Here is a 23,237-nt window from a genome sequence, read left to right as displayed (position 1 = left end):
AAATTTGTATCAAGTATATCAATGAAGTGTTATAATCATAACGACATATTAATTAAGGGTGATATAAATGGATATAAAACATATACAAAATCCTTCATTCTTAAAAGAACTTTCTATTGAAGAACTCAAAGAACTAAGTGAAGATATACGAAAGTTTTTAATTGAAACGTGTGCAATTACGGGGGGGCATATTGGAGCTAACTTGGGTGTTGTAGAGCTTACAATCGCTTTACACAAACATTTTAACAGCCCAAAAGATAAGATTATTTGGGATGTGGGGCATCAAAGCTACATCCATAAAATCTTAACTGGTCGTAGCACTCAATTCAATACTTTAAGACAGTACAAAGGATTATGTGGATTTCCAAAATTAAAAGAATCAGAACATGATGTCTGGGAGGCTGGTCATAGCTCCACATCATTATCAGCAGCAATGGGAATTGCTAAAGCTCGTGACATCTTAAAAGATCAGTACCACGTTGTTCCTGTAATTGGTGATGGTGCTCTGACAGGTGGCATGGCCTTAGAGGCACTCAATAATATTGGTCATGATCGCACAAATATGACCATTATACTTAATGATAATGAAATGAGTATTGCACCTAATGTAGGGGCAATGCATAATATGCTAGGCCGCATCAGAATGAATCAAGGGTACAATCGTTTAAAGTTAGATGCTGAACATGTCCTTAGTAAATTACCTGGAGGCAGTCGATTACGTGAATCTGCCGATCGCATCAAGGATAGCCTCAAGTACTTAGTTGTTGATGGTGCGTTTTTTGAAGAGCTGGGTATCCGCTATATCGGGCCTGTTGATGGACATAGTTTTGAAGAACTTGAAGATGCATTGAAAGCTGCTGACTCGATTAATAAACCTGTTTTAATTCATGTTGTTACTAAAAAAGGGAAAGGTTATCGTCCTGCCGAAAATGATAAAATTGGTACATGGCATGGACTCGGACCTTATAAGTTAGAAACAGGTGAACAAATTAAAGGTCAAACGAATGCACCGTCTTGGAGTCAACTGATGAGTGATGAAATATTATCCTACGCTAAAAATGATAGACGCATCGTAGCTATCACCCCAGCTATGCCAGTAGGATCAAAATTAACAAAATTTCAATCTGAACTACCAGACCAATTTTTCGATGTTGGTATAGCTGAGCAACACGCAGTCACAATGGCTGCTGGCCTTGCGATTCAAGGTATGAAGCCTTATGTTGCTATTTATTCAACATTTTTACAACGCGCTTATGATCAAGTTTTACATGATGTAGACCGTCAAAACCTTAATGTCATTTTTGGGGTGGATCGCTCAGGTTTAGTTGGAGCAGACGGTGAAACACATCAAGGGATATACGATGTAGGCTTTCTTACACAATTTCCAAATATGATTGTAATGATGCCAAAAGATGAAAACGAAGCTAAAGATTTAGTTTACACAGCAATGCATTATGAACAAGGTCCAATAGCTATACGTTATCCAAGAGGTAATGGATTAGGTGTCACTATCAATGATAAAAGAGCCCATGTACCTATTGGTTCTTGGGAAAAACTATCATCTGGTAAAGATGTAGTCTTGATTAGTTACGGACCTACTGTTCAATCCATTCAAGAAGCTGCTAAAATCCTCAAAGAAAAAGGGATATACGCAACTGTTATAAATGCTCGTTATATTAAGCCTATGGACTTTGAAATGCTTGATAGCATTGGTCAATCAAACCTTCCTGTCATTACCGTAGAAGAAGGTATGTTAAATGGTGGTTTGGGAAGTCAAATTGCCAATTACTTAACTGACCATGAATACACAAATCGAATTAAACGCCTTGGAATCAATAATGAATATATTGAACATGGTGATGTTAATAAAATATTAGATGATTTAGGATTAGCTTCAGGCGCTATCGCAAATACGACCGAGCTATTTATCAACTCAAAAGAATCACAATTGTAATTGATCACTTCAAATATCATATACTAATCCAACAGCACTTCCTAAAATATATTAAGTATTTGGGAAGTGCTTACATATCAAAATACTTCTTTATCGCTTTTATTTGTTGCTTAACCTCTAACTACTTGCATGTTCCTCTTTATCAATATTAGGTTAATTATTCATTATGTGATAAAATCATTGTATAAATATTCGTTATGAGGTGTTCCTTATGCCTAAAAAATCAGTTAGACATATTAAGATTAGAGAAATCATTTCAAATGAACAAATCGAAACTCAAGATGATCTTGTTCGAAGATTAAATGATTATGAAATGAATGTAACTCAAGCTACAGTATCTCGAGATATAAAAGAACTTCAACTTATTAAAGTCCCTGCACCAAGCGGACAATATATCTATAGTTTACCTAATGATCGTCGTTACCATCCTTTAGAAAAATTAGGTCGCTATCTAATGGACTCATTTGTCAAAATTGATGGGACTGATAATCTTCTCGTACTCAAAACATTACCCGGCAACGCTCAGTCTATAGGAGCAATTTTAGATCAAATTGATTGGGAAGAGGTTTTAGGTACTATTTGTGGTGATGATACTTGTCTCATTATTTGTCAAAACGAAATAGCTGCTAGTGAAATTAAATCTAGAATTTTCAATATGTTGTAAGGTAAGGATGCGATTTAAAGATGTTACAAAGTTTATCAATCAAACAATTCGCTATTATTGAAGAACTTGAAATTCAATTTACCGATGGATTGACTGTTTTAAGTGGAGAAACTGGTGCTGGTAAATCTATTATTATCGATTCAATCGGTCAACTAATAGGCATTCGCGCTTCTTCTGATTTTGTTCGTCATGGTGCAAAAAAAGCAATTATTGAAGGGGTTTTTGATATTGATAATGCGAATGAAGCAATCGAAGTTTTAGAAACTTTAGGTATAGATGTTAATGAAGACTTTCTAATTGTAAAACGTGAAATTTTTAGTTCTGGTAAAAGCATATGTCGCATTAACAACCAAACTATCACTTTACAAGATTTACGCCGAGTGATGCAAGAACTATTAGACATACATGGTCAACACGAAACGCAATCCTTATTAAAACAAAAATATCATGTTGAATTACTAGACAAATATGCTGATGGTATCTACGAACAACATTTGGATCAATACAAACGCTTATTCAATGCCCATCAAGAGAAAATAAGCGAACTCAAAGAGCTAGAATCTGCTGATCAAGCTTTATTACAACGACTCGATTTACTCAGATTTCAATATGATGAATTAAAAGAATCTAAGCTTAAAGAAGGCGAAATTGAGCAACTTGAAATAGATATCAAACGTATCCAGAATTCTGAAAACCTAAGTCTTTCTTTAAATGCAGCCTATGTAACTTTGACTGATGAACATGCTATTCCTGATCGTTTATATGAACTAAGCTCTCAGTTACAAACAATCAATCATATCGTTCCTGAAAAGTTTCAACAATTAAAAGAAGAGGTTGATCAATTTTACTATTTACTTGAAGATGCCAAACATCAAATTTATGAAGAAATCAATCAGACAGAGTTTGATGAAAATTATTTAAATGAACTTGAGTCTCGAATGAACCTGCTCAACAATTTAAAGCGAAAATATGGGAAAGATATCTCTGAGCTCATTCATTATCAAGCTAAAATCAGTGAAGAGATTAATAAAATTGAAAACTTTGAAGAAAGCACATCTAATTTAAGAGATGAAATTAAAGAATTAAATACTCAATTAAAGCTTGAAGGAGAAAAGCTATCAAAAGAAAGACGGAAAGTTGCACGAACACTTAGAGATCATATTGTCACCGAAATTCAATATTTACAAATGAAAGATGCAAACTTGGAAATTTCGTTTAAGCCTTATGAATCTCCTCAAAAAGATGGACTTGAAAGAATAGAATTTTTAATAAGTCCAAATAAAGGTGAACCACTAAAAAGTTTGAATAAGATTGCAAGCGGCGGTGAGTTATCTCGTATCATGCTCGCTTTAAAAAGTATTTTTGTTCGCTCTAGAGGTCAAACAGCAATACTTTTTGACGAAGTTGATTCAGGTGTATCAGGTCAGGCAGCTCAAAAAATGGCAGAAAAAATGAAGGAAATCGCCAAAGTGATTCAAGTTATCTGTATATCTCATCTACCACAAGTTGCATCAATGAGCAATCATCACCTCTATATATCTAAACAAGAATTGAACGATAGAACTATAACAAGTGTTCAAACGTTACATGATGATGCACGCGTGGAAGAAGTAGCTCGAATGATTTCTGGCGCAAAAGTCACTGAGTTAACAAAACAAAATGCAAAAGAAATGATTGAACAAAATCAAAAGCTATAAATATTTTAATCACAATACGGTTGGAACAATGAAGAATCAATCAAATCATTTTTAATATGAAAATAAAATGAAGCTATCACTTTTCATACGTATGATTTTTATGACATATTTTAATGTTCCAACCTTGCTTTTTATAATTCATAAAAATAAAGTTTTTAATTTACACTCTGAATATAAACTTTTTTACGTATCATTTTAATCAAATATCAAGGAGTTAAACTATGGCAAAAGAAAAATATGATTTGGTAGTCTTAGGAGGCGGTATAGCAGGCTATTCAGCAGCTATTCGCGCACATCAATTAGGTAAGACTGTTGCCCTTGTTGAACAAGACAAATTAGGCGGCACTTGTTTGCATAAAGGCTGCATTCCAACAAAATCCTTTTTGAAAACGTCTGAAATATACCGATATATTAAAAATGCAAAGACGTTTGGTATTCGTACTGGAGAAGCACACGTCCATTTCCCTGATGTAATCAAACGGAAAGATTATACTATTCAATCTATCTATAGTGGTCTTGAAGCATTGATTAAAAGTAAACAAATAGATGTCTATAACGGTATTGGTAGGCTCTTAGGCAGTTCTATTTTTTCACCCCAAAATGGTACAGTATCTGTAGAATACGAAAATGGTGAATCTGATTTACTTCCTAATGATTACGTTTTAATAGCCACTGGATCTAGACCAACAGAGTTGCCATTTCTACCATTTGATCATCAATTAATCTTAAACAGTGATGATATGATGCATATGGAGTCTTTACCGAAATCAATCACAATTATTGGTGGCGGCGTTATTGGTGTTGAGTTCGCTTCTTTTCTAAATGAAATGGGGGTTGAGGTTCATATTATTGAAGCATCAAAACGATTGCTCATCAATGAATCCCCACAAATTAGTCAAGCTTTAGAAAAGAGCTTTGAAAAAGATGGCATTCATATACATACTCAAGTATCTCTAGAAGATGAAAACATTGAGATTGAGCATGATAAAGTCAATTTTAATATTGAGAATTCAAAGTTTAGTACTGAAAAAGTTTTAGTTGCTGTAGGGAGAAAGGCAAATGTTGAAAATATCGGACTAAATAATACAAAAGTTAAGCTAAATCAGCGTCAGACAATTGAGACAAGCCCATTTATGGAAACAAATGAATCACACATTTATGCTGCTGGCGATGTTATTGGCCATCTTCAACTAGCGCATGTTGGTGCTAAAGAAGGTGTAATAGCTGTTGAACATATGTTTAACCAAAATCCGTTACCAATCGATTACAATCAAATGCCTAAATGTGTATACAGCTATCCTGAGATTGCTTCAGTAGGAATGGATGAAGCAACAGCTCAGTCTCAAAACATTAAGGTTAAAAAAGTTAAAACGTTTTTTAAAGCAAATGGAAAATCATTAATTGAAACTATCTCAAATCAAGATGGATTTGCTGAATTATTGTTTGATAGTGAGACTGACACTTTTATTGGTGGATCATTAATCGGACCTCATGTCACTGAGCTTATCAATGAACTCAGTATGTTATATTTTATGAATGGTTCATCAATCGAATTAGGACAAACTACACACGCCCACCCGTCAATATCAGAACTATTAATGGAATTAGGTTTAAAAAACCATAATGAATCGATTCATATATAAAAGGAGTATCAAACGATGCAAGATTATAAAGCAACAGACCTTAATCCAGATGATTTAAAAGCAATGTATCAAGCTATGGACCTTGGTCGTAAGTTAGATGAACGAATGTGGCTACTAAATAGAGCAGGTAAAATACCATTTGTTATTAGTTGTCAAGGACAAGAAGCCACACAAATTGGCGCCGCATATGCTTTAAAGCAAGGTGATATTACTTCACCTTATTATCGTGATTTGGCCTTAGTCACTTATTTAGGAATGACACCATTAGAAACAATGTTATCAGCGTTCGGAAAAAAAGATGATATCAGTTCAGGGGGCAAACAAATGCCTTCTCATTTTAGTAAAAAAGAAGTAGGTATCATGTCACAAGGATCAACTGTTGCAACTCAAATTTTACACGCTGTAGGTGCTGCATTAACTTTTAAAATGGATGACAAACAACAAGTGGCGCTGACGACATTAGGTGAAGGCAGTTCTAACCAAGGAGATTTTCACGAAGGTTTAAATTTCGCAGGTGTTCACAAACTACCTTTTATATGTTTAATTGAAAATAATAAGTATGCCATTTCTGTTCCTAACTCTTTACAATATGGTGCTGAAAAATTATCAGACCGTGCAAAAGGATATGGTATGCATGGAGAAACAATTGATGGAAACGATCCAATAGCAGTATACGCTGCTATTTCCAAAGCACGTGAACGTGCAATCAATGGAGACGGCGCTTCACTTATCGAAGCTATGTGTACTAGACTTACCGCGCACTCTTCAGATGATGATGATAGATATCGTTCTTCAGAGGAAAAACAAGTTGATCTTAAAAATGATTGTAATGTTCAGTTCAAAAACTATTTAATCAATCATCAGATAGCTGATCAAAGCTGGTTCGATCAAATTGAAAATGAAAATAAGGATATTGTCAATAAGGCTACAAAATCAGCAGAAGCAGCTGCATATCCTGAAACGTCAGAAACGTATAATCACGTTTACGAACAGGGAGGACCCTTTTAATGAGTAATAAATCATATTTAGAAGCAATACATAGTGCATTAGACCTAGCTCTTGAACACAATCCAAATACATTTATTTTAGGGGAAGATGTCGGAAAAAAAGGTGGGGTTTTTGGTGTAACTTCAATGCTTCAACAAAAATACGGATTTTATCGTGTGCTTGATACGCCTTTAGCAGAATCAAATATCATTGGTTCTGCAATAGGTGCAGCAATGATGGGGAAAAGACCCATTGCTGAGATACAGTTTGCCGAGTATATTTTACCTGCTACAAATCAAATAATGAGCGAAGCTGCCAAGATGAGATACCGTTCAAATAATGACTGGCAAGTTCCATTAACGATACGTGCACCATTTGGTGGAGGAATTCACGGTGCCCTATATCATTCACAAAGCATCGAAAGTGTCTTTGCATCAACGCCTGGATTAACTATTGTCATACCTTCAACTCCATATGATGCAAAAGGGCTACTACTCTCAGCAATTGAATCAAATGATCCAGTTCTATATTTTGAACACAAAAAAGCATATCGATTACTAAAAGAAGATGTGCCTGATAATTACTATACTGTGCCTTTAGGCCAAGCTGACGTCAAAAAAGAAGGCGATGATATTACTGTGTTTGCATATGGACTCGCAGTTAATTATTGTTTACAAGCAGCCGATGTGTTAGAAGAAGAGGGGATTAGCGTTGAAGTTGTTGATTTACGCACAGTTTACCCATTAGATAAAAAAACAATTATTGAAAGAGCCAAAAAAACAGGTAAATGTCTACTCGTCACAGAAGATAATTTAGAAGGTAGTGTGATGTCTGAAGTATCGGCTATTATTGCAGAAAATTGCTTATTTGATTTAGATGCGCCAATTATGAGATTAGCTGGTCCTGACGTACCTGCAATGCCTTTTTCTCCTCCATTAGAAGAAGAATTCATGATAAATCCTGAAAAAATCAAAATCAAAATGCAAGAACTTGCTCATTTTTAAGGAGGAACTACTATGGAAATAAAAATGCCAAAGCTAGGGGAAAGTGTTCATGAAGGTACGATCGATCAATGGTTAGTTAAAGAAGGAGATTATGTTGAAGAGTACCAGCCTTTATGTGAAGTTATTACTGATAAAGTCACTGCTGAAGTTCCTTCTTCATATGCGGGTCAAATCAAAAAAATCACTGCACAATCAGGCGAAACTGTTCAAGTTGGTGAAACAATTTGTGAACTCGTCAATGATCAAACTGAAACTATAAATAATGAGGACGAAACTTCAGACAAAATTGAGAAGAACAATCCAACAGGAGTCGTTTCAAAAACTGATTCATTAGATAACAAATCTTACACTTCTATAGCTACTGATACACATAAAACTAAAAACAATGGTCGTTTTTCTCCAGTTGTATTTAAGTTAGCATCTGAACATCAAATTGATTTATCACAAGTAGAAGGAACAGGATTTGAAGGACGTGTAACAAAAAAAGATATTTTAAAAATAATTCATAGCTCAACCACTACTTCAGATCAAACACTTCAACATGATAAAGTATCAACTAACGATGTCAGTCAAAAATCACTACCTATCAATGGTTTAAGACGACAAATTGCCCAAAAAATGAAACAAAGTGTGCATGAGATTCCCCATGCCTGGATGGCTGTTGAAGTGGACGCAACGGAAATGAGCAAAACTCGCAATCATTTTAAACATTCATTTAAGCAACAAGAAAACTATAACCTGACATATTTTGCTTTTTTTGTGAAAGCTGTCGCTGAATCATTAAAAAATCATCCATTACTGAATAGCTCATGGACTGACAATGAAATCGTCATTCATTCTGATATCAATATTTCTATTGCAGTGGCTGTAGAACAAAAATTATTTGTTCCTGTAATTCGAAACGCAGACGAAAAATCGATTAAAGGTATTGCTAAAGAAATACACAACCTTGCTGAAAAAGCACGTCGCAATGCATTAACACAAAACGATATGCAAGGTGGCACATTTACTGTCAATAACACGGGTTCTTTTGGATCAGTTAGTTCAATGGGGATTATCAACTACCCACAAGCAGCCATTTTACAAGTTGAATCTATTGTAAAACGTCCTGTAGTTATAGATGACATGATTGCCATTCGAAATATGGTTAATTTATGCTTATCAATTGATCATCGCATATTAGATGGATTAGCAGCCGGTCAATTCTTACAAGAAGTTAAACAACGTATTGAAAATTATAAACTTGAACATACATCAATTTATTAATCACAGCTTGATATACTTTGTTTTAAACGCTTAATATTGAATTGTAGAAAATCGTTTAGTAAAATAAAATCAAATTAAACTTTGGAGGTATGGTCAATGGATTTGAATTTTGACTTATATATGAATGACGTTGTTAAACAAGCGCGTAATGAAATTGAAAGCGCAGGTTATGAACAGTTAACAACTGAAGAAGATGTAGACAAAGTATTCAAACAAGATGGCACAACGCTTGTCATGATTAACTCTGTTTGTGGTTGTGCGGGTGGTATTGCGCGTCCAGCTGCAAGTCATGCATTGCATTATGATGTATTACCAGACCGTCTCGTAACAGTCTTTGCTGGTCAAGATAAAGAAGCGACTCAGCGTGCACGTGATTATTTTGAAGGGTACGCACCATCAAGCCCATCATTTGCGCTAATGAAAGATGGAAAAATCACTCAAATGATTGAACGCCATCAAATAGAAGGTCATGATACGATGGATGTAATCTCTCAACTTCAAAGCTTATTTGACAAATATTGTGAAGAGAAATAGAGGCGTTACCGTATGTTTCGTTTAAATCCATATCGTATAGGATTTAGAACAATTAAAACAGCAGTAGGTATGGCACTAGGCGTTATTATAGCAAAGTTTCTTGGGCTAGATAACTATGCATCTAGTGCCATTTTAATTGTTTTATGTATCAAAGACACTAAAATGAATTCAGTCAATGCGATTATCTCGAGGTTTGTTTCTTGTATTATTGCAATTGGATTTGGTGCATTAGTGTTTTCAATTCTCGGTCAACATGCGATTGTCCTCGGCTTAATTGTACTATTTTTCATTCCATTGACTGTTATGATTAATATGCAAGAAGGTGTAGTGACTAGCATTGTCATACTACTACATTTATTTAACGCACCATCAATTGATTTACACCTAATGTATAACGAGGTGTTATTACTCATAGTGGGGCTTTCAATCGCTTTTTTCATGAATTCAATAATGCCGAGTTTTGATAAAGAATTAGAAAAATATCAAAAAGAAATTGAAACCCAAATCCAAAAGATTTTTTACACATTTAGTAATGCTTGTGCTTCTCATAATAATCATCCAAATGTCTCATTTCAGCCACTCATGAAAATGATTCAAGAGGCAAAATCAGTAGCATTTAGAGATGTTAAAAACCATTTTGTAAGAAATGAAAATAGCTACTATCATTATTTTGATATGCGTGAAGATCAAATCGAAATTTTAAAGCGTATACAGTATCACATTGAGCATATTCATGCAAATGATGAATTAAGTGTCCATGTTGCTGAATTATTTAGAGAAATGGCTGAAAATGTCAATGAAAATAATTATACTGCTTTGCGATTGCATAAACTTTATCACATTCGTCTATTAATAGATAAACAACCACTGCCAGAAACACATGATGCTTTATATACACGGTCTAGTATGATTCAAATTTTATACGATACTGAAGAGTACCTATCAATTAAATCCCAATTTGGTTCTCTTAAAATGCATCATGAAGTATAAGTTATTTACTTCAATGATTCATAGCCTTAATCATTTAAAGTTTGATACCATTTAAATCATTATAAAAAGCCTACAAAAGTTTGCATTGATACGTGAAACTTTTGTAGGCTTTTCATTATGTGGTCATTAATGGCGCAACCCCGGTTAAAATAAGTGAAATAATGATAGCAACTAACATAATAATGAGTAATGTTTTTCTTAAATTTTTATTTTGCAATTTAATTATCCTCCATAGTTAATCAAAATCCTAAAGGCTATATTTAACAACATTATAACATTAAGATTGAAGGTTTCTCAAATGGCCACTTTCTCTTTATCCATATAGAAACACATTGTTTTGCATGATGAAAATTTTCAGATAAAATGATATTAATATACGAGAAGAGGTGTCAACGTGATTAACGAAAGTAGATTGATACAAACTTTTATCGATTTAGTACAAATCAACTCAGAAACTGGTCATGAACAAATAATACAACCTATATTAAAACAAAAGTTTCAAGAACTAGGTGTTAATGTTGTTGAAGACAATGCCAAAAATGAAACCGGCTTCGGTGCAAATAATCTCATTTGTACTTTGCCAAGTACAGAAGCACATCACGACAAAATTTACTTTACAAGCCATATGGACACAGTCACGCCTGGAAACAATATTAAACCTATTATCAAAGAAGACGGTTATATATATTCTGATGGCTCAACGATTTTGGGAGCTGATGACAAAGCTGGATTAGCAGTCATTTTTGAAGTCATTGAAGTCATACAAGAGCATAATATCCCACATGGACAAATACAGTTTGTCATTACTGTTGGTGAAGAATCGGGCCTAGTCGGTGCTAAAGCCTTAAGAGCTGATGATTTAGATGCAGATTACGGTTATGCCATCGATTCATCAGTTCCAGTAGGTGATATTACTATTGGTGCACCTTACCAAATGAAAATCAATGCACAAATTTATGGTAAAAAAGCACATGCAAGTACACCTCATCACGGTATGAGCGCTATCAAAATTGCTTCAAGTGCTATTCATAATATGAAACTAGGACAAATTGATCATGAAACGACTGCTAATATTGGACGTTTTGAAGGTGGTGGACCCACAAATGTGATTTCAGATTTAGTTACAATATGGGCTGAGGCACGTTCACATTCAAAAGAAAAAATTTATCAACAAACTAAACATATGAAAGAGACCTTTGAACAAACAGCTCAATCCTATGGGTGTAGTGCCAAAGTTGAAACCTCTTTATCTTATCCCGGATTTATCGTTGATCAAAGTGAATCCGTAATTCAAAATGCTGTTGCGGCAGCCAAAAAAATCGGTCTTTCCTCCAATTTAGGTATTGCTGGTGGTGGATCTGATGGAAATATTATTAATCAATTTAATATTCCAACTGTTATATTAGGCGTTGGCTATGAACATATTCATACAACAGAAGAGCGTATTTCTAAACAATCTTTAACAAAACTTGCACAATTTGTGCTTTCAATTATTCAAACCGTTTAATTTCAATATCGTTTTTTTATGTAATGGCTTATCACGCAAACTTATCTATGTATATTAATGCATGTAATGTGATACAATATAGCCGTAATTTATAATAAGAGAGGTAAGTAAAATGACACAACAAATCGGTGTAGTAGGTTTAGCTGTAATGGGCAAAAACTTAGCATGGAATATCGAATCACGTGGATATAGTGTTTCTGTATATAATCGATCATCAGAAAAAACAGACACGATGGTAAAAGAATCTGAAGGTAAAAATATAGTACCCACATATTCAGTAGAAGAATTCGTAAATTCTTTAGAAAAACCTCGTAAAATTTTATTAATGGTAAAAGCTGGTGAAGCAACTGATAAAACGATAGATGCTTTATTACCATTATTAGATGATGATGACATTTTAATCGATGGTGGTAATACAAACTACCAAGATACTATTCGACGTAATAAAGCTTTAGCTCAAAGTGGTATTAACTTTATAGGGACTGGTGTTTCAGGGGGAGAAGTTGGAGCATTAACTGGCCCTTCGATGATGCCAGGCGGTCAAAAAGAAGCATATGAAAAAGTGGCCGATATTTTTGAAGCTATTTCCGCTAAGGCAAAAGATGGAAAACCTTGCGTAACATATATTGGACCAGATGGTGCGGGTCACTATGTTAAAATGGTGCATAATGGTATTGAATATGCAGATATGCAACTGATTGCAGAGAGCTACAACATGATGAAAAATCTGCTAAAAATGTCTCATGAAGAAATTGCAAAAACATTCAAAAATTGGAATGCTGGCGAACTTGAAAGCTATTTAATTGAAATTACGGGAGACATTTTCACAAAACTCGATGAAGAAGGCGAACCATTAGTTGAAAAAATTATGGACAAAGCTGGTCAAAAAGGAACTGGTAAGTGGACTTCAATCAATGCACTTGAATTAGGGGCACCTTTAACAATCATTACTGAATCCGTATTCGCTCGTTTTATTTCATCCTTAAAAGAGCAACGTATGATTGCTTCAAAATCTTTAATTGGACCTCAATCCGAATTTAATGGTGATAAAGATGCATTCTTAGAAAAGATTAGACGCGCTTTATATATGAGCAAAATCTGTTCATACGCTCAAGGTTTTGATCAGATGAAATCAGCGAGTGCAGTTAACAATTGGAACCTCCAACTAGGAGAACTAGCAATGATTTGGCGTGAAGGTTGTATCATTCGTGCACAATTTTTACAAAAAATAAAAGATGCTTATGATAAAGATGCATCGTTACAAAATTTATTATTAGATGATTACTTTAAATCAATTGTCACAGAGTATCAATCATCATTACGTGAAGTTGTATCTGAAGGTGTCCAAAATGGAATTGCTATCCCAGGTTTTGCTGCAAGTATCAACTACTATGATAGTTATCGATCACATGATTTACCAGCCAACCTTATCCAAGCACAACGTGATTATTTTGGCGCACACACATATGAACGTAAAGATAAAGAGGGCACATTCCACACACAATGGACTGAGTAAGTTTCCTAGGTGTATGGGACATCAATCCCAAAAAAATATAGCGTAGAGATGGTTCATGATTGAATCACCTCTACGCTTTTCTCTTATCAATCATTCGTATTGTTTGGCTCGCATTTCCTAGGGGGATGGGTCGAGCCTTGGTCTCGACGCTCAGCTCATCCTATTACCTCAGGCGTCTCTCCAACAATACGACGTTATACATGTAATTTTACGTTAAAATACTTTAAAAAAGACACTTTCGTATCATTGAATGAATCATCTCATTATAAGAAAACTTCGAGATATTTATGTCCTAGCCTGAATGTACATAACGTATGATATAAGGAATAATCTAATACGCATTAAGATGTAATGATTCAATGTTTTTCGGACGTGATCCTCTAGATATTTTCTTACACATCCACCCATATCACTTTTCATATTCAAGCAAAAAAAGAGGCTCTCAGTCAAATTGAACTGGTCGCATTAAATTAAGAAGTTATGCAATAATGGATTGCTTAACGCCTTTTTCGTTGTGTGATCATAAAGTCTTGAACATTAATGCCTCTTTTAATACAACATAAATCAGTAAAATTGAGTTGGTAAAACATACTTTATAACTTAGGGGTGTGAATAAATATAACAAATTTGATTGATCCCTAAGCCGAGATTTCTGAGGCATCTTGCCGTAACCGAAAAACCATTTTAAGATTGGGTAAGTTCAATCTTAAAATGAGTTGAGGTGAGGCGCCTAGAAAAGCGAGGCTTTATGGAACAATCAAATAAATGAAATTATTTATACACCAGTCCGATTTACTATAGAACCAAAAAAGACTGCCACAAGTTCAGAGACTTTGTCGACAGTCTAAACCCAAGGTATTTTTTAATTAGTATCAATTGAAACGGGAACACATAATTGTATTTTGGTAAAAGGATCATCAAAGGATATATTAAAAGGGTAAATTTCGATATATAAACTATTGTGTTCAAATGGTAACGTCATCTGTAAACATGTTTCTATGTAATGCCATGCTTCATTTGTTGCATAATCTATCTCACCTTGTAAATTAAAGACAGCATATTGTCGCTCATCTAAAAATCGCTCTTCTAAATGAGAGGGGTACCGTTCACTCGGGACACCAATATAAACTTCTAATCCATGATCAAGTGGACAGCTAATCGCATACAGTGCATGGGGGCCGCGATCATTATATTGAATCATATCCTCTAGTAATCCATTCATTTTTAAATCTTCTAGAAAGTCTGGAATAATGAAGTGATTGTCAAGTTCATCTGCAGGTATGAAACGAGATACACCAACTAAAGGGATATTTCCGATATTTTCTAAGCGATACATATATGGTTCAGAAGTCGTAGTTGTTAATTTTAAATATAATCTATCTTGTAATTTAAGTTGGTCTTGTTTAATTTTAGCTTGAATAGGGGAAACATCATGGTGTTTACTAAAATCATGCGCAAATTCATTCGCATTTGAATAACGATATTTTTTGGCTAAATCAATCAATCGTCTATTGCCATGCATCAAATCGTAAGCTGCTAGTGTCATTCGGCGTGCATGCCAATATTGTTTTGGGGTTAATCCCAAAATCATTGTAAAGGATTGTTCTAAATGATAGGGAGAGATTTCAACGTAATCACATAATGTTTGAAAATCAAAAGTATCTAAAAGATGATCTTCAATATATACGATTGATTGTTGTACTTTTTTGATAACGTCCAAATTTGTGTCACTCCTAAAATTACTATGCTTAGTTAGTAACTGTAATAAAGTATCTAAGTATATATTATAAAACAAAAAAGCGCTAAGTTACACTAGATATCGGTAACTTAGCAAAATTTTCATAAACAATGACATTTATAACAGATGAGCATTCCAAAACGGGTATTACTGTATATCGTCCCACCACTTAAATCCATCACGACTTAATAATAAATTGCTTTCTAATGGGCCATTTGTACCAGATTCATAATTCGGAAATTCTGGATCAAATTTATCCCACTGCTCCTGAATAGCATCTACAAATTTCCATGTTGCCTTTAATTCTTCCCAATGTGTAAAGTTTGTTGCATCACCTTTTAAACAATCAAATAATAAGTTTTCATAGGCATCTACTGTGTTCATTTTATCTTGAGCACTCATTGAGTACGATAATTGAACAGGTTCTGTTTCAATGCCTTGTACATATTTTTTACCATTTAAATGGATAGATACACCTTCATTAGGTTGTATATTAATAACCAATAAATTAGAATCTAAATGTTTATCTTTTTCATAATAAAGATTCATAGGTACTTCTTTAAATTCCACAACAACTTGAATTGATTTTCGCTTCATTCTTTTTCCAGTACGAATGTAGAACGGGACACCAGCCCATCTAAAATTATTGATTAAAACTTTTCCAGACACAAATGTCGGCGTTACAGAAGTCGATGATACTTTATCTTCATTACGGTATGCTTTAACAGTTTGTCCGTTAATTGTACCTTCATCATATTGCCCTCTCACAAAATGATTTTGAACTTCTTCTGGCTCAAGTACTTGTAGTGATTTTAATACTTTTACTTTTTCAGAACGTATATCATCACTTTCGAGACTAATTGGTGGTTCCATAGCAAGTAAAGCAACCATTTGAAGCATATGATTTTGAACCATATCTTTTAATGCGCCGCTTGATTCATAATAACCACCACGATCTTCTACACCTAAAATTTCTGATGACGTCACTTGAATGTTAGAAATATACTTATTATTCCATAAAGGTTCAAACATAGCATTACTAAATCGCAACACTTCGATATTTTGAACCATATCTTTTCCTAAATAGTGATCGATTCTAAAAATTTCTTCTTCTTTAAAAGATCGTCTAATTTGCTCATTTAATAATTCTGCTGAAGCGAGGTCACTTCCAAAAGGCTTTTCAATCACTAAACGTTTAAAGCCACTTGTTTGGGTTAGACCCGATGATTTTAAATAATCTGTCACAATACCGAAAAATTGAGGTGCCATCGCTAAATAGAACAGGCGATTACCACCGAGAGAAAATTCTTCGTCGAGAGATTCACTTAGTTTAAGCAATTTCTTATAGCTTGCTTCATCATTTACATCATGGGGTTGATAGAAAACATGTTGCAAAAACTTATCTAAATGTTTTGTATCTTGGACGTGCGCTTGTATAGACTTTTTAACTTGCGCTCTGAAGTCATCATTTGAAAGTTGACGTCTACCAATACCAATAATAGCTATTTGTTCATTCAAATGATCTTGTTGATACAAATGAAACAATGACGGAAATAGTTTACGGTGACTTAAATCACCAGTTGCACCAAATATAGTGATAAGCGCTGGAATGTGATTATGTGTCTTATTCAAGATTCAAAACCTCAATTCTTATTTAATATCTTTCATCATTATAAATCATTTATATGAATTTGGTCATATATTCTGCTTTAAAATGATATGAATCTACTTTAAAAATGAATGTCATGCATGTTTTTTATTAATTTATGATAATATTATCGCTAAGGAGGTTTAGAGATGGAAATAACTTTTTTCGGTACAAGTGCTGGCTTGCCTACAAAAGAGCGACACACCCAATCAATAGCTTTAAAACTCGAACCTTATTCTACTGACATTTGGCTTTTTGATGTAGGCGAGGCTACTCAGCATCAAATATTACATCATTCTATTAAATTAGGAAAAGTGAGTCATATTTTTATCACACATATGCATGGCGATCATATTTATGGTTTGCCAGGAGTATTAACTAGCCGATCATTTCAAGGTGGCGATGCAAAACCACTTACAATTATCGGACCTAAAGGAATCAAATCATACGTTGAATCTACACTTGCATTGTCATATGCCCATCTCACATATCCTATTGAAATTATAGAAATAATAGATGAATTAGAATTAGAAATCAATCAATTCAAAATTAAAGTATTACCTTTAAATCATGGCATTCCTAGTTATGGTTACCGTGTAGAATCACCTATAACACCTGGTAAATTAAACGTAAAAAAACTTCAAGACATCGGAATTGAACCAGGGCCTAAATATCAACAAATTAAAGAAAGTCAAACATTTGAACATAATGGTATCACTTATAACGCAAATGATTTTAAAGGACCTCATCAAATAGGACCTACAGTTGCTATATTTGGAGATACGAAACCATGTAAAAACGAACTGATATTAGCGCAAAATGCTGACGTTGTAGTTCATGAAGCTACATTTTTAGAAGGAGATAAAACACTAGCGAATAACTATTACCACAGCCATATAGATGATGTTTTAAAACTTTTGGAAAAAGCAAAAGTGAAGCATGGCCTATTAACACATATTAGTAATCGCTATACAAAAGATGATGTTCAATTGTTATTCAAACAATTATTGCATAAAAATCCACCTTCATTTCAATTTGTAGCAGATTTTGATTATTACACCTTTTAATGAAACATCACAAAAACTGATTCATACTCAAAACTCCCTCCAAAGTTTGCATCTTTTCAATGTTTACTATGAAGGGAGAGTATGTGTCTTTATTAAATTGTACTTTTTATGATTCGTTTTCATCTTGAGAAGACAATTCAATACTACGAGTCACTGCCGCCTTCAAACAATCTTCAAATATGCCTTCAATATCGTATTCAGACAATGCATTAAGTCCTGCTTGAGTCGTGCCACCTTTAGAAGTTATATTTTTTCTAAGCTGTTCCATACTTAAATCAGAGCGTTCAATCATTTTACTAGTCCCTATAATTAATTCTTGAATGGATTCTTCTACTTGTGATTTTTCAAGACCTAACTTAGTACCTGCTAAGACATATTTTTCAAAAACATGATATAAAAATGCCGGGCCGCTTCCTGTAATTGCGGTCACTTGATGTAGATGGTCTTCTTGAACTTCAATTGCTGAACCAAAAGCATTAATCACTTCTAATACTTCATCTTTTGACTTGGGTCCAAAGTTGCTTGAAAAACTCACACCTGTCACAGAATGACCTACATGAGCATTTGTATTAGGCATAATTCGTGCAATAGGATTGTCTACTGTCAACTTTTCACGTATATAAGTAATAGGCAATCCTGCCATGATTGAAATGAATTTTTGATTTGAATCAGTATGTTTACGAATACGTTCAGCAATTTGATCAAAATCATGCGGTTTTGATCCTAAAAAGACATAATCTGCATCTTTTAGAAGTTGTTCATCATCATAGCTATATTGAACACCTAGAGCGTCGCTATATGATTTTAACGCTTCTTCATTAGACCGATTGGTTAAATATATATTTTCAGCAGGTAAAATATTTGAATTGACGATACCCGTAAAGATTGCGTGCGCCATATTTCCAGCACCATAAAAAACAATTTTCATAAACTATTCACTTCCTAATTATTAGTCTTTGAATCTGATTCGGGACGATGCATTTGAGTCTCAATGATTATAGTCGTACTACATTGTCAAAATATCTCCATCTCAAACAGCACTTATCTGTAAGAGGGTAAATCAAAATGTCCCAAAATCTTTTAGTCATTATAATAATATTCAATAGGCGACATAACAATTTCTTTATCTAAGTATTATAATACCCTAATTTAAATCTGATAAAGCTGTTAAATATATTTATTGCCCTAATACGGTATTCTAATCTAAATGTTGCGTATATTTAAGTGTTTTAACAATCTTTCTAGCGGCATCAATTGCATGCGCGTCCACACCCTGATTAAAGTGAGTTATATTTTCTTTTAATTGATTGACATCACTAGCACCAACAATAACTGAGCCTAATGCATTAAACCTTTTTAAATAGCCAAATGTCAGGGCAGATAAATGAGCATCTTTTTCTCGTAGTTCTAATATAGTATCTTTTAATTCATCATAGTCGTAATCAAATATACCGTCTTCAAATTTTTGTGATAAAACTTTTTCGCTTTTTTGAGTTAACAGCCCTTTAAATAACGGACCACGCGCTAATACTTTAACTTCATGCTGATTGATTTCTTCGAGTAACATTTCAGGTCGATTATCAATAAGATTGAATTGAGACATGATCGTTTCAATTTGACTATGTTTTAAATAATAACGAATAACATTAGGTCTTATAGAAGATAAACCATAAGATTTAATAAGTCCTTCTTGTTTCAATTCATCAAATGCACTAATTGTTTCATCTAATGGGTCATCGATAGTCCCACCATGTAACATATAGAGATCTAATTGATCCAAACCTAATCGCTTCAGTGATGATTTAACATTTTCTTTTATATATTTTTTTGAAGGATCCCAAAACATGTCACCATTACTTTTCAAATGATTACCTACTTTTGTACCAATAATTAAGTCGTTACGTTGTTGAAACGGCTTTAATGCTTTTCCTACAATTTCCTCGTTAACACCTTTATCATAAATATCAGCTGTATCAAAGTAAGTAATGCCATTTTCTAAAGCTGTGTGAATAATAGCTTCAGCTTTTTTGAAATCAGTTCCTAAGCTCATACAACCTAAACCTAACTCAGAAATTTGTATTCCACTTTTCAATGTGTTTTTTTGCATGTTATAACACCTTCCGATAAAATTTAGTTATATCGTAATATTAGCAAAGTCGTTACACAAATGAAAAGGAGTATCTTTAAGATGAAATTTGAAGAAAAAACGTTATCTAAAGAAATGATTTATGAAGGAAAAATTATAAATGTTGAGCGTCACAAAGTCCTTTTACCTAATCAGAAAACATCTTATAGGGAAGTAGTTAAACATAATGGCGCTGTAGCCGTTTGTGCAGTTACACCTGAGCACCAAGTTATTCTGGTCAAACAATACCGTAAACCAATGGATGAAGTATTATTGGAAATTCCAGCTGGCAAATTGGAAATAGGCGAAAACCGTGAAGATGCTGCAAAACGAGAACTCGAGGAAGAGACTGGTTATAAGACTGATAAACTCACTGTAATTGGTGAAGTTTATGGCACACCTGGATTTTCAAATGAGAAAATCACAATATATTTTGCACAAAATTTACACAAAGGAGAAGCTCATTTAGACGAAGATGAATTTGTTGAAAAAGTACTATATTCTATGGAAGAAGTCAAATATGCAGTTCAAAACAATGAAATCAATGACGCTAAAACATTGATTGCTTTTCAATACCTCTTATCAAATTATAATCATTCTAATTAAAGAACGGATTAAAGTTGCTTTTTTTCTCAATTACTGGTATTTTATTAACCATAAATGATTTTAAATGATAATGATTATAAACTAAAGTAGGGAGTGAAGCTTCCGTGGAAGAACGTTTAAATCGCGTGAAGCAACAATTACAACAATCGTCTTATAAGCTTACGCCACAACGTGAAGCAACTGTACGCGTATTAATTGAAAATGAGGCTGATCATTTGAGTGCCGAAGACGTGTACCTCAAAGTAAAAGAAAAAGCACCTGAAATCGGCCTTGCAACTGTTTATCGTACACTCGAATTGTTAGCAGAACTTAAAGTCGTTGATAAGGTTAGTTTTGGCGATGGTGTGTCAAGATTTGACTTGCGTAAAGAAGGATCTGAACACTTTCATCATCATCTAGTCTGCATGGAGTGTGGTAGAGTTGACGAAATTGAAGAAGATTTACTGCCAAAAGTTGAAGAACGCGTAGAAAATGAATTTAATTTTAAAATACTTGACCATCGTTTGACATTTCATGGTGTATGTAAAGACTGTCAACAAAAGAGTAAAAATTAAAGATATCTGTATGCATTTTTTGAAGAACCGAGGACTGTATTATGAAAGAAACGCTAGAAGAATATTTAAGGTTTATTCAAATTGAAAAAAGGTTATCCCAGAACACAATTGCGGCATACCGAAGAGATTTGAATCATTATTTTAATTATCTTGAATCTCAAAAAATAACACATTTAGATTTTGTGGATCGCGATACGATACAATTATGGTTTGGTGTGTTGCATGATGAAGGGCGTTCGTCTAAATCGATCGCACGTTTTACATCAACAGTTCGTAGCTTTCATCAATTTGCACTTAGAGAAAAATACTCAAAACATGATCCAACAGTACTGATTGAAACACCAAAGTATGAGCGAAAATTACCAGATATTTTAACTGTCGATGAAGTCACGCGTTTATTAGAAACACCTCAACTCGATAAATTAAATGGATATAGAGACAGGACGATGTTAGAGCTATTATACGCAACAGGAATGCGCGTTAGTGAACTGATTCATATTGAAGTTGAAGATATTAATTTAATGATGGGCTTTGTGAAAGTTTTTGGTAAAGGTAAAAAAGAGCGCATCGTACCTCTTGGCGAAACGGTAATTGAATATTTAGAGTACTATATGCAAAATATTCGCCCAAAACTCCTTAAAAAAAATGTGACTCATACACTATTACTTAACGTGCATGGCAATCCGCTATCCAGACAAGGTGTGTGGAAAATCATTAAGCAGACTGGTTTAAAAGCAGGTATTTACAAAAGCCTAACACCTCATACATTAAGGCACTCCTTTGCAACGCACTTGTTAGAAAATGGTGCAGATTTAAGAGCAGTTCAAGAGATGTTAGGTCACTCTGACATTTCGACAACTCAGTTATATACACACGTTTCCAGTGCTCAAATCAGAAAAATTTATCAACAATTTCACCCACGTGCTTAATTCACATTTAATTGTGTTTTGGCCACATATACTATCTAACAAAACTAAAGAACCACTTTTCTTTTTATGAGTTAGTGGTTCTTATATATAAGTAAATACACAATGCTTTTTAAACCCTCATGTATTTAATGAATAGAATCTATCGGTTAAAAAGCTAACATTTGTAGCACATTTGTTCATTGTTATATAACACACTATGCCTTAATCTCATTCACGTTTCTTTTTGCGTTGATTCATCGCAATTGCACGAGCTTTTATGACTTCTGTGCGATCACGATAAATGTGATGATTTTTAATGATATTAGACTCAACAACGTATGGTGTTATACGATAATCAGGATAATACCTTTTAATGTTTGTAATCATAATGGGTGTCAAAGGAATTGCGACGGGTGTAAATGGATATAAATGTTCGCTTTTAAAGATAAGCCCCTTAAGTGTCTCCACATAGTCTTCACCAATAATTCCTAACATACTTATTTGTGCCGAACTACACACTAATACTATATTCAACGCTTTTTGGAATGACCGCTTTGCCCCTTTGTAGTTCTCTCTTCTGTAATGATAGCATCCAGTTGCTAACAGAATCAGACTCACGATAGGATCTCTTTTTGTAAATTTCGGCTCACTTTTCCAAGCCTCTTCTAATATATCATGGCAAAGAAAATAATGTTGCTCATTATGAAAATGATAGTAAAATTCCACCAAATCTTTTTCCAAATAAATCACTCCAAAAATTTTATGCTTCTTTAAAACATGCTATAATACTTTTTGATATTATGCATCTCACTCAAATAGAAATGAGGAA

21 protein-coding genes are annotated in these 23,237 nt (G+C 33.8%); 15 read left to right on the top strand and 6 right to left on the bottom strand.

From position 1 onward, the window contains the following. Positions 1-67: 67 nt before the first annotated feature. From dxs to C7J90_RS09115, 9 genes are all read left to right on the top strand, one after another. On the top strand, positions 68-1,954 hold the full coding sequence (gene dxs, locus C7J90_RS09155) for a 1-deoxy-D-xylulose-5-phosphate synthase (protein WP_103210205.1): 1,887 nt from the start codon (positions 68-70) through the stop codon (positions 1,952-1,954). A 211-nt stretch (positions 1,955-2,165) separates the two neighbouring features. Next, complete coding sequence (gene ahrC / locus C7J90_RS09150) at positions 2,166-2,618, top strand: transcriptional regulator AhrC/ArgR (protein ID WP_103210203.1); 453 nt, start codon at positions 2,166-2,168, stop codon at positions 2,616-2,618. A gap of 20 nt (positions 2,619-2,638) precedes the next feature. Beyond that, positions 2,639-4,315, top strand: a complete 1,677-nt coding sequence (gene recN, locus C7J90_RS09145) for a DNA repair protein RecN (protein ID WP_103210202.1) — start codon at positions 2,639-2,641, stop codon at positions 4,313-4,315. Between the two features lie 221 nt (positions 4,316-4,536). Then, positions 4,537-5,958, top strand: a complete 1,422-nt coding sequence (gene lpdA, locus C7J90_RS09140; protein ID WP_103210200.1) for a dihydrolipoyl dehydrogenase — start codon at positions 4,537-4,539, stop codon at positions 5,956-5,958. A 15-nt stretch (positions 5,959-5,973) separates the two neighbouring features. Beyond that, positions 5,974-6,966, top strand: a complete 993-nt coding sequence (locus C7J90_RS09135) for a thiamine pyrophosphate-dependent dehydrogenase E1 component subunit alpha (RefSeq protein ID WP_103210198.1) — start codon at positions 5,974-5,976, stop codon at positions 6,964-6,966. Next, positions 6,966-7,949, top strand: coding sequence for an alpha-ketoacid dehydrogenase subunit beta (locus C7J90_RS09130; RefSeq protein WP_103210196.1), 984 nt, complete (start codon positions 6,966-6,968; stop codon positions 7,947-7,949). The genes C7J90_RS09135 and C7J90_RS09130 overlap by 1 nt, the downstream gene beginning before the upstream one ends. A 12-nt stretch (positions 7,950-7,961) precedes the next feature. After that, complete coding sequence (locus C7J90_RS09125; RefSeq protein ID WP_103210194.1) at positions 7,962-9,215, top strand: dihydrolipoamide acetyltransferase family protein; 1,254 nt, start codon at positions 7,962-7,964, stop codon at positions 9,213-9,215. A gap of 96 nt (positions 9,216-9,311) precedes the next feature. Further along, positions 9,312-9,749 carry a bacilliredoxin BrxB gene (gene brxB, locus C7J90_RS09120; RefSeq protein WP_103210192.1) on the top strand — a complete coding sequence of 146 codons (438 nt, stop codon included), beginning with the start codon at positions 9,312-9,314 and terminating at the stop codon, positions 9,747-9,749. Positions 9,750-9,761: 12 nt separating this feature from the next. Then, entirely contained in the window at positions 9,762-10,739 is a 978-nt protein-coding gene (locus C7J90_RS09115; RefSeq protein ID WP_103210190.1) for an aromatic acid exporter family protein, read from the top strand. A 115-nt stretch (positions 10,740-10,854) separates the two neighbouring features. Here C7J90_RS09115 and prli42 read toward each other — a convergent pair whose 3' ends face one another. Then, positions 10,855-10,956 (bottom strand): stressosome-associated protein Prli42, encoded by a 102-nt coding sequence (gene prli42, locus C7J90_RS12250; RefSeq protein WP_158701919.1) that lies wholly within the window; start codon positions 10,954-10,956, stop codon positions 10,855-10,857. Positions 10,957-11,133: 177 nt separating this feature from the next. Here prli42 and C7J90_RS09110 point away from each other — a divergent pair, with 177 nt between their 5' ends. Together C7J90_RS09110 and gndA are read left to right on the top strand one after the other, a co-directional pair. Next, positions 11,134-12,246: a M20/M25/M40 family metallo-hydrolase gene (locus tag C7J90_RS09110; RefSeq protein WP_103210188.1), complete on the top strand. Its 1,113-nt coding sequence runs from the start codon at positions 11,134-11,136 to the stop codon at positions 12,244-12,246. Between the two features lie 112 nt (positions 12,247-12,358). After that, positions 12,359-13,762 (top strand): NADP-dependent phosphogluconate dehydrogenase, encoded by a 1,404-nt coding sequence (gndA, locus tag C7J90_RS09105; RefSeq protein WP_103210186.1) that lies wholly within the window; start codon positions 12,359-12,361, stop codon positions 13,760-13,762. A gap of 862 nt (positions 13,763-14,624) precedes the next feature. Here the strand turns inward: gndA and C7J90_RS09100 are convergent. Together C7J90_RS09100 and zwf are read right to left on the bottom strand one after the other, a co-directional pair. Further along, positions 14,625-15,482, bottom strand: coding sequence for an effector binding domain-containing protein (locus tag C7J90_RS09100; RefSeq protein ID WP_103210185.1), 858 nt, complete (start codon positions 15,480-15,482; stop codon positions 14,625-14,627). A 165-nt stretch (positions 15,483-15,647) separates the two neighbouring features. Continuing rightward, positions 15,648-17,132, bottom strand: coding sequence for a glucose-6-phosphate dehydrogenase (gene zwf / locus C7J90_RS09095; protein ID WP_103210183.1), 1,485 nt, complete (start codon positions 17,130-17,132; stop codon positions 15,648-15,650). 165 nt (positions 17,133-17,297) lie between these two features. On the opposite strand from zwf, the gene rnz reads away from it, so the two are divergent. Continuing rightward, the gene (gene rnz / locus C7J90_RS09090) at positions 17,298-18,215 is read left to right on the top strand and encodes a ribonuclease Z (protein ID WP_103210181.1); all 918 of its coding nucleotides are present in this window, start codon (positions 17,298-17,300) and stop codon (positions 18,213-18,215) included. Positions 18,216-18,321: 106 nt separating this feature from the next. Here rnz and proC read toward each other — a convergent pair whose 3' ends face one another. After that, a complete protein-coding gene (gene proC / locus C7J90_RS09085) occupies positions 18,322-19,143 on the bottom strand; it encodes a pyrroline-5-carboxylate reductase (protein ID WP_103210179.1) in 822 nt (273 codons plus the stop codon). A 270-nt stretch (positions 19,144-19,413) separates the two neighbouring features. Next, positions 19,414-20,322, bottom strand: coding sequence for an aldo/keto reductase (locus C7J90_RS09080; RefSeq protein ID WP_103210177.1), 909 nt, complete (start codon positions 20,320-20,322; stop codon positions 19,414-19,416). Between the two features lie 81 nt (positions 20,323-20,403). On the opposite strand from C7J90_RS09080, the gene C7J90_RS09075 reads away from it, so the two are divergent. The 3 genes from C7J90_RS09075 to xerD all read left to right on the top strand — a co-directional run bounded on the left by C7J90_RS09075 (position 20,404) and on the right by xerD (position 22,429). Beyond that, positions 20,404-20,946, top strand: a complete 543-nt coding sequence (locus tag C7J90_RS09075; protein WP_103210175.1) for an NUDIX hydrolase — start codon at positions 20,404-20,406, stop codon at positions 20,944-20,946. A gap of 104 nt (positions 20,947-21,050) precedes the next feature. Then, positions 21,051-21,500: a ferric iron uptake transcriptional regulator gene (fur, locus tag C7J90_RS09070; RefSeq protein WP_103210173.1), complete on the top strand. Its 450-nt coding sequence runs from the start codon at positions 21,051-21,053 to the stop codon at positions 21,498-21,500. Between the two features lie 41 nt (positions 21,501-21,541). After that, on the top strand, positions 21,542-22,429 hold the full coding sequence (xerD, locus tag C7J90_RS09065; protein ID WP_103210171.1) for a site-specific tyrosine recombinase XerD: 888 nt from the start codon (positions 21,542-21,544) through the stop codon (positions 22,427-22,429). 207 nt (positions 22,430-22,636) lie between these two features. Here the strand turns inward: xerD and C7J90_RS09060 are convergent, their stop codons facing one another. Further along, positions 22,637-23,158: a DUF309 domain-containing protein gene (locus tag C7J90_RS09060; RefSeq protein ID WP_338141214.1), complete on the bottom strand. Its 522-nt coding sequence runs from the start codon at positions 23,156-23,158 to the stop codon at positions 22,637-22,639. Between the last annotated feature and the right edge of the window lie 79 nt (positions 23,159-23,237).

This window comes from Staphylococcus felis (assembly GCF_003012915.1).
GTDB classification, from domain to species: Bacteria; Bacillota; Bacilli; order Staphylococcales; family Staphylococcaceae; genus Staphylococcus; species Staphylococcus felis.
The sequence above is the reverse complement of the archived record's forward strand: the minus strand, read 5'-3'. Positions and strand labels throughout refer to the sequence as shown.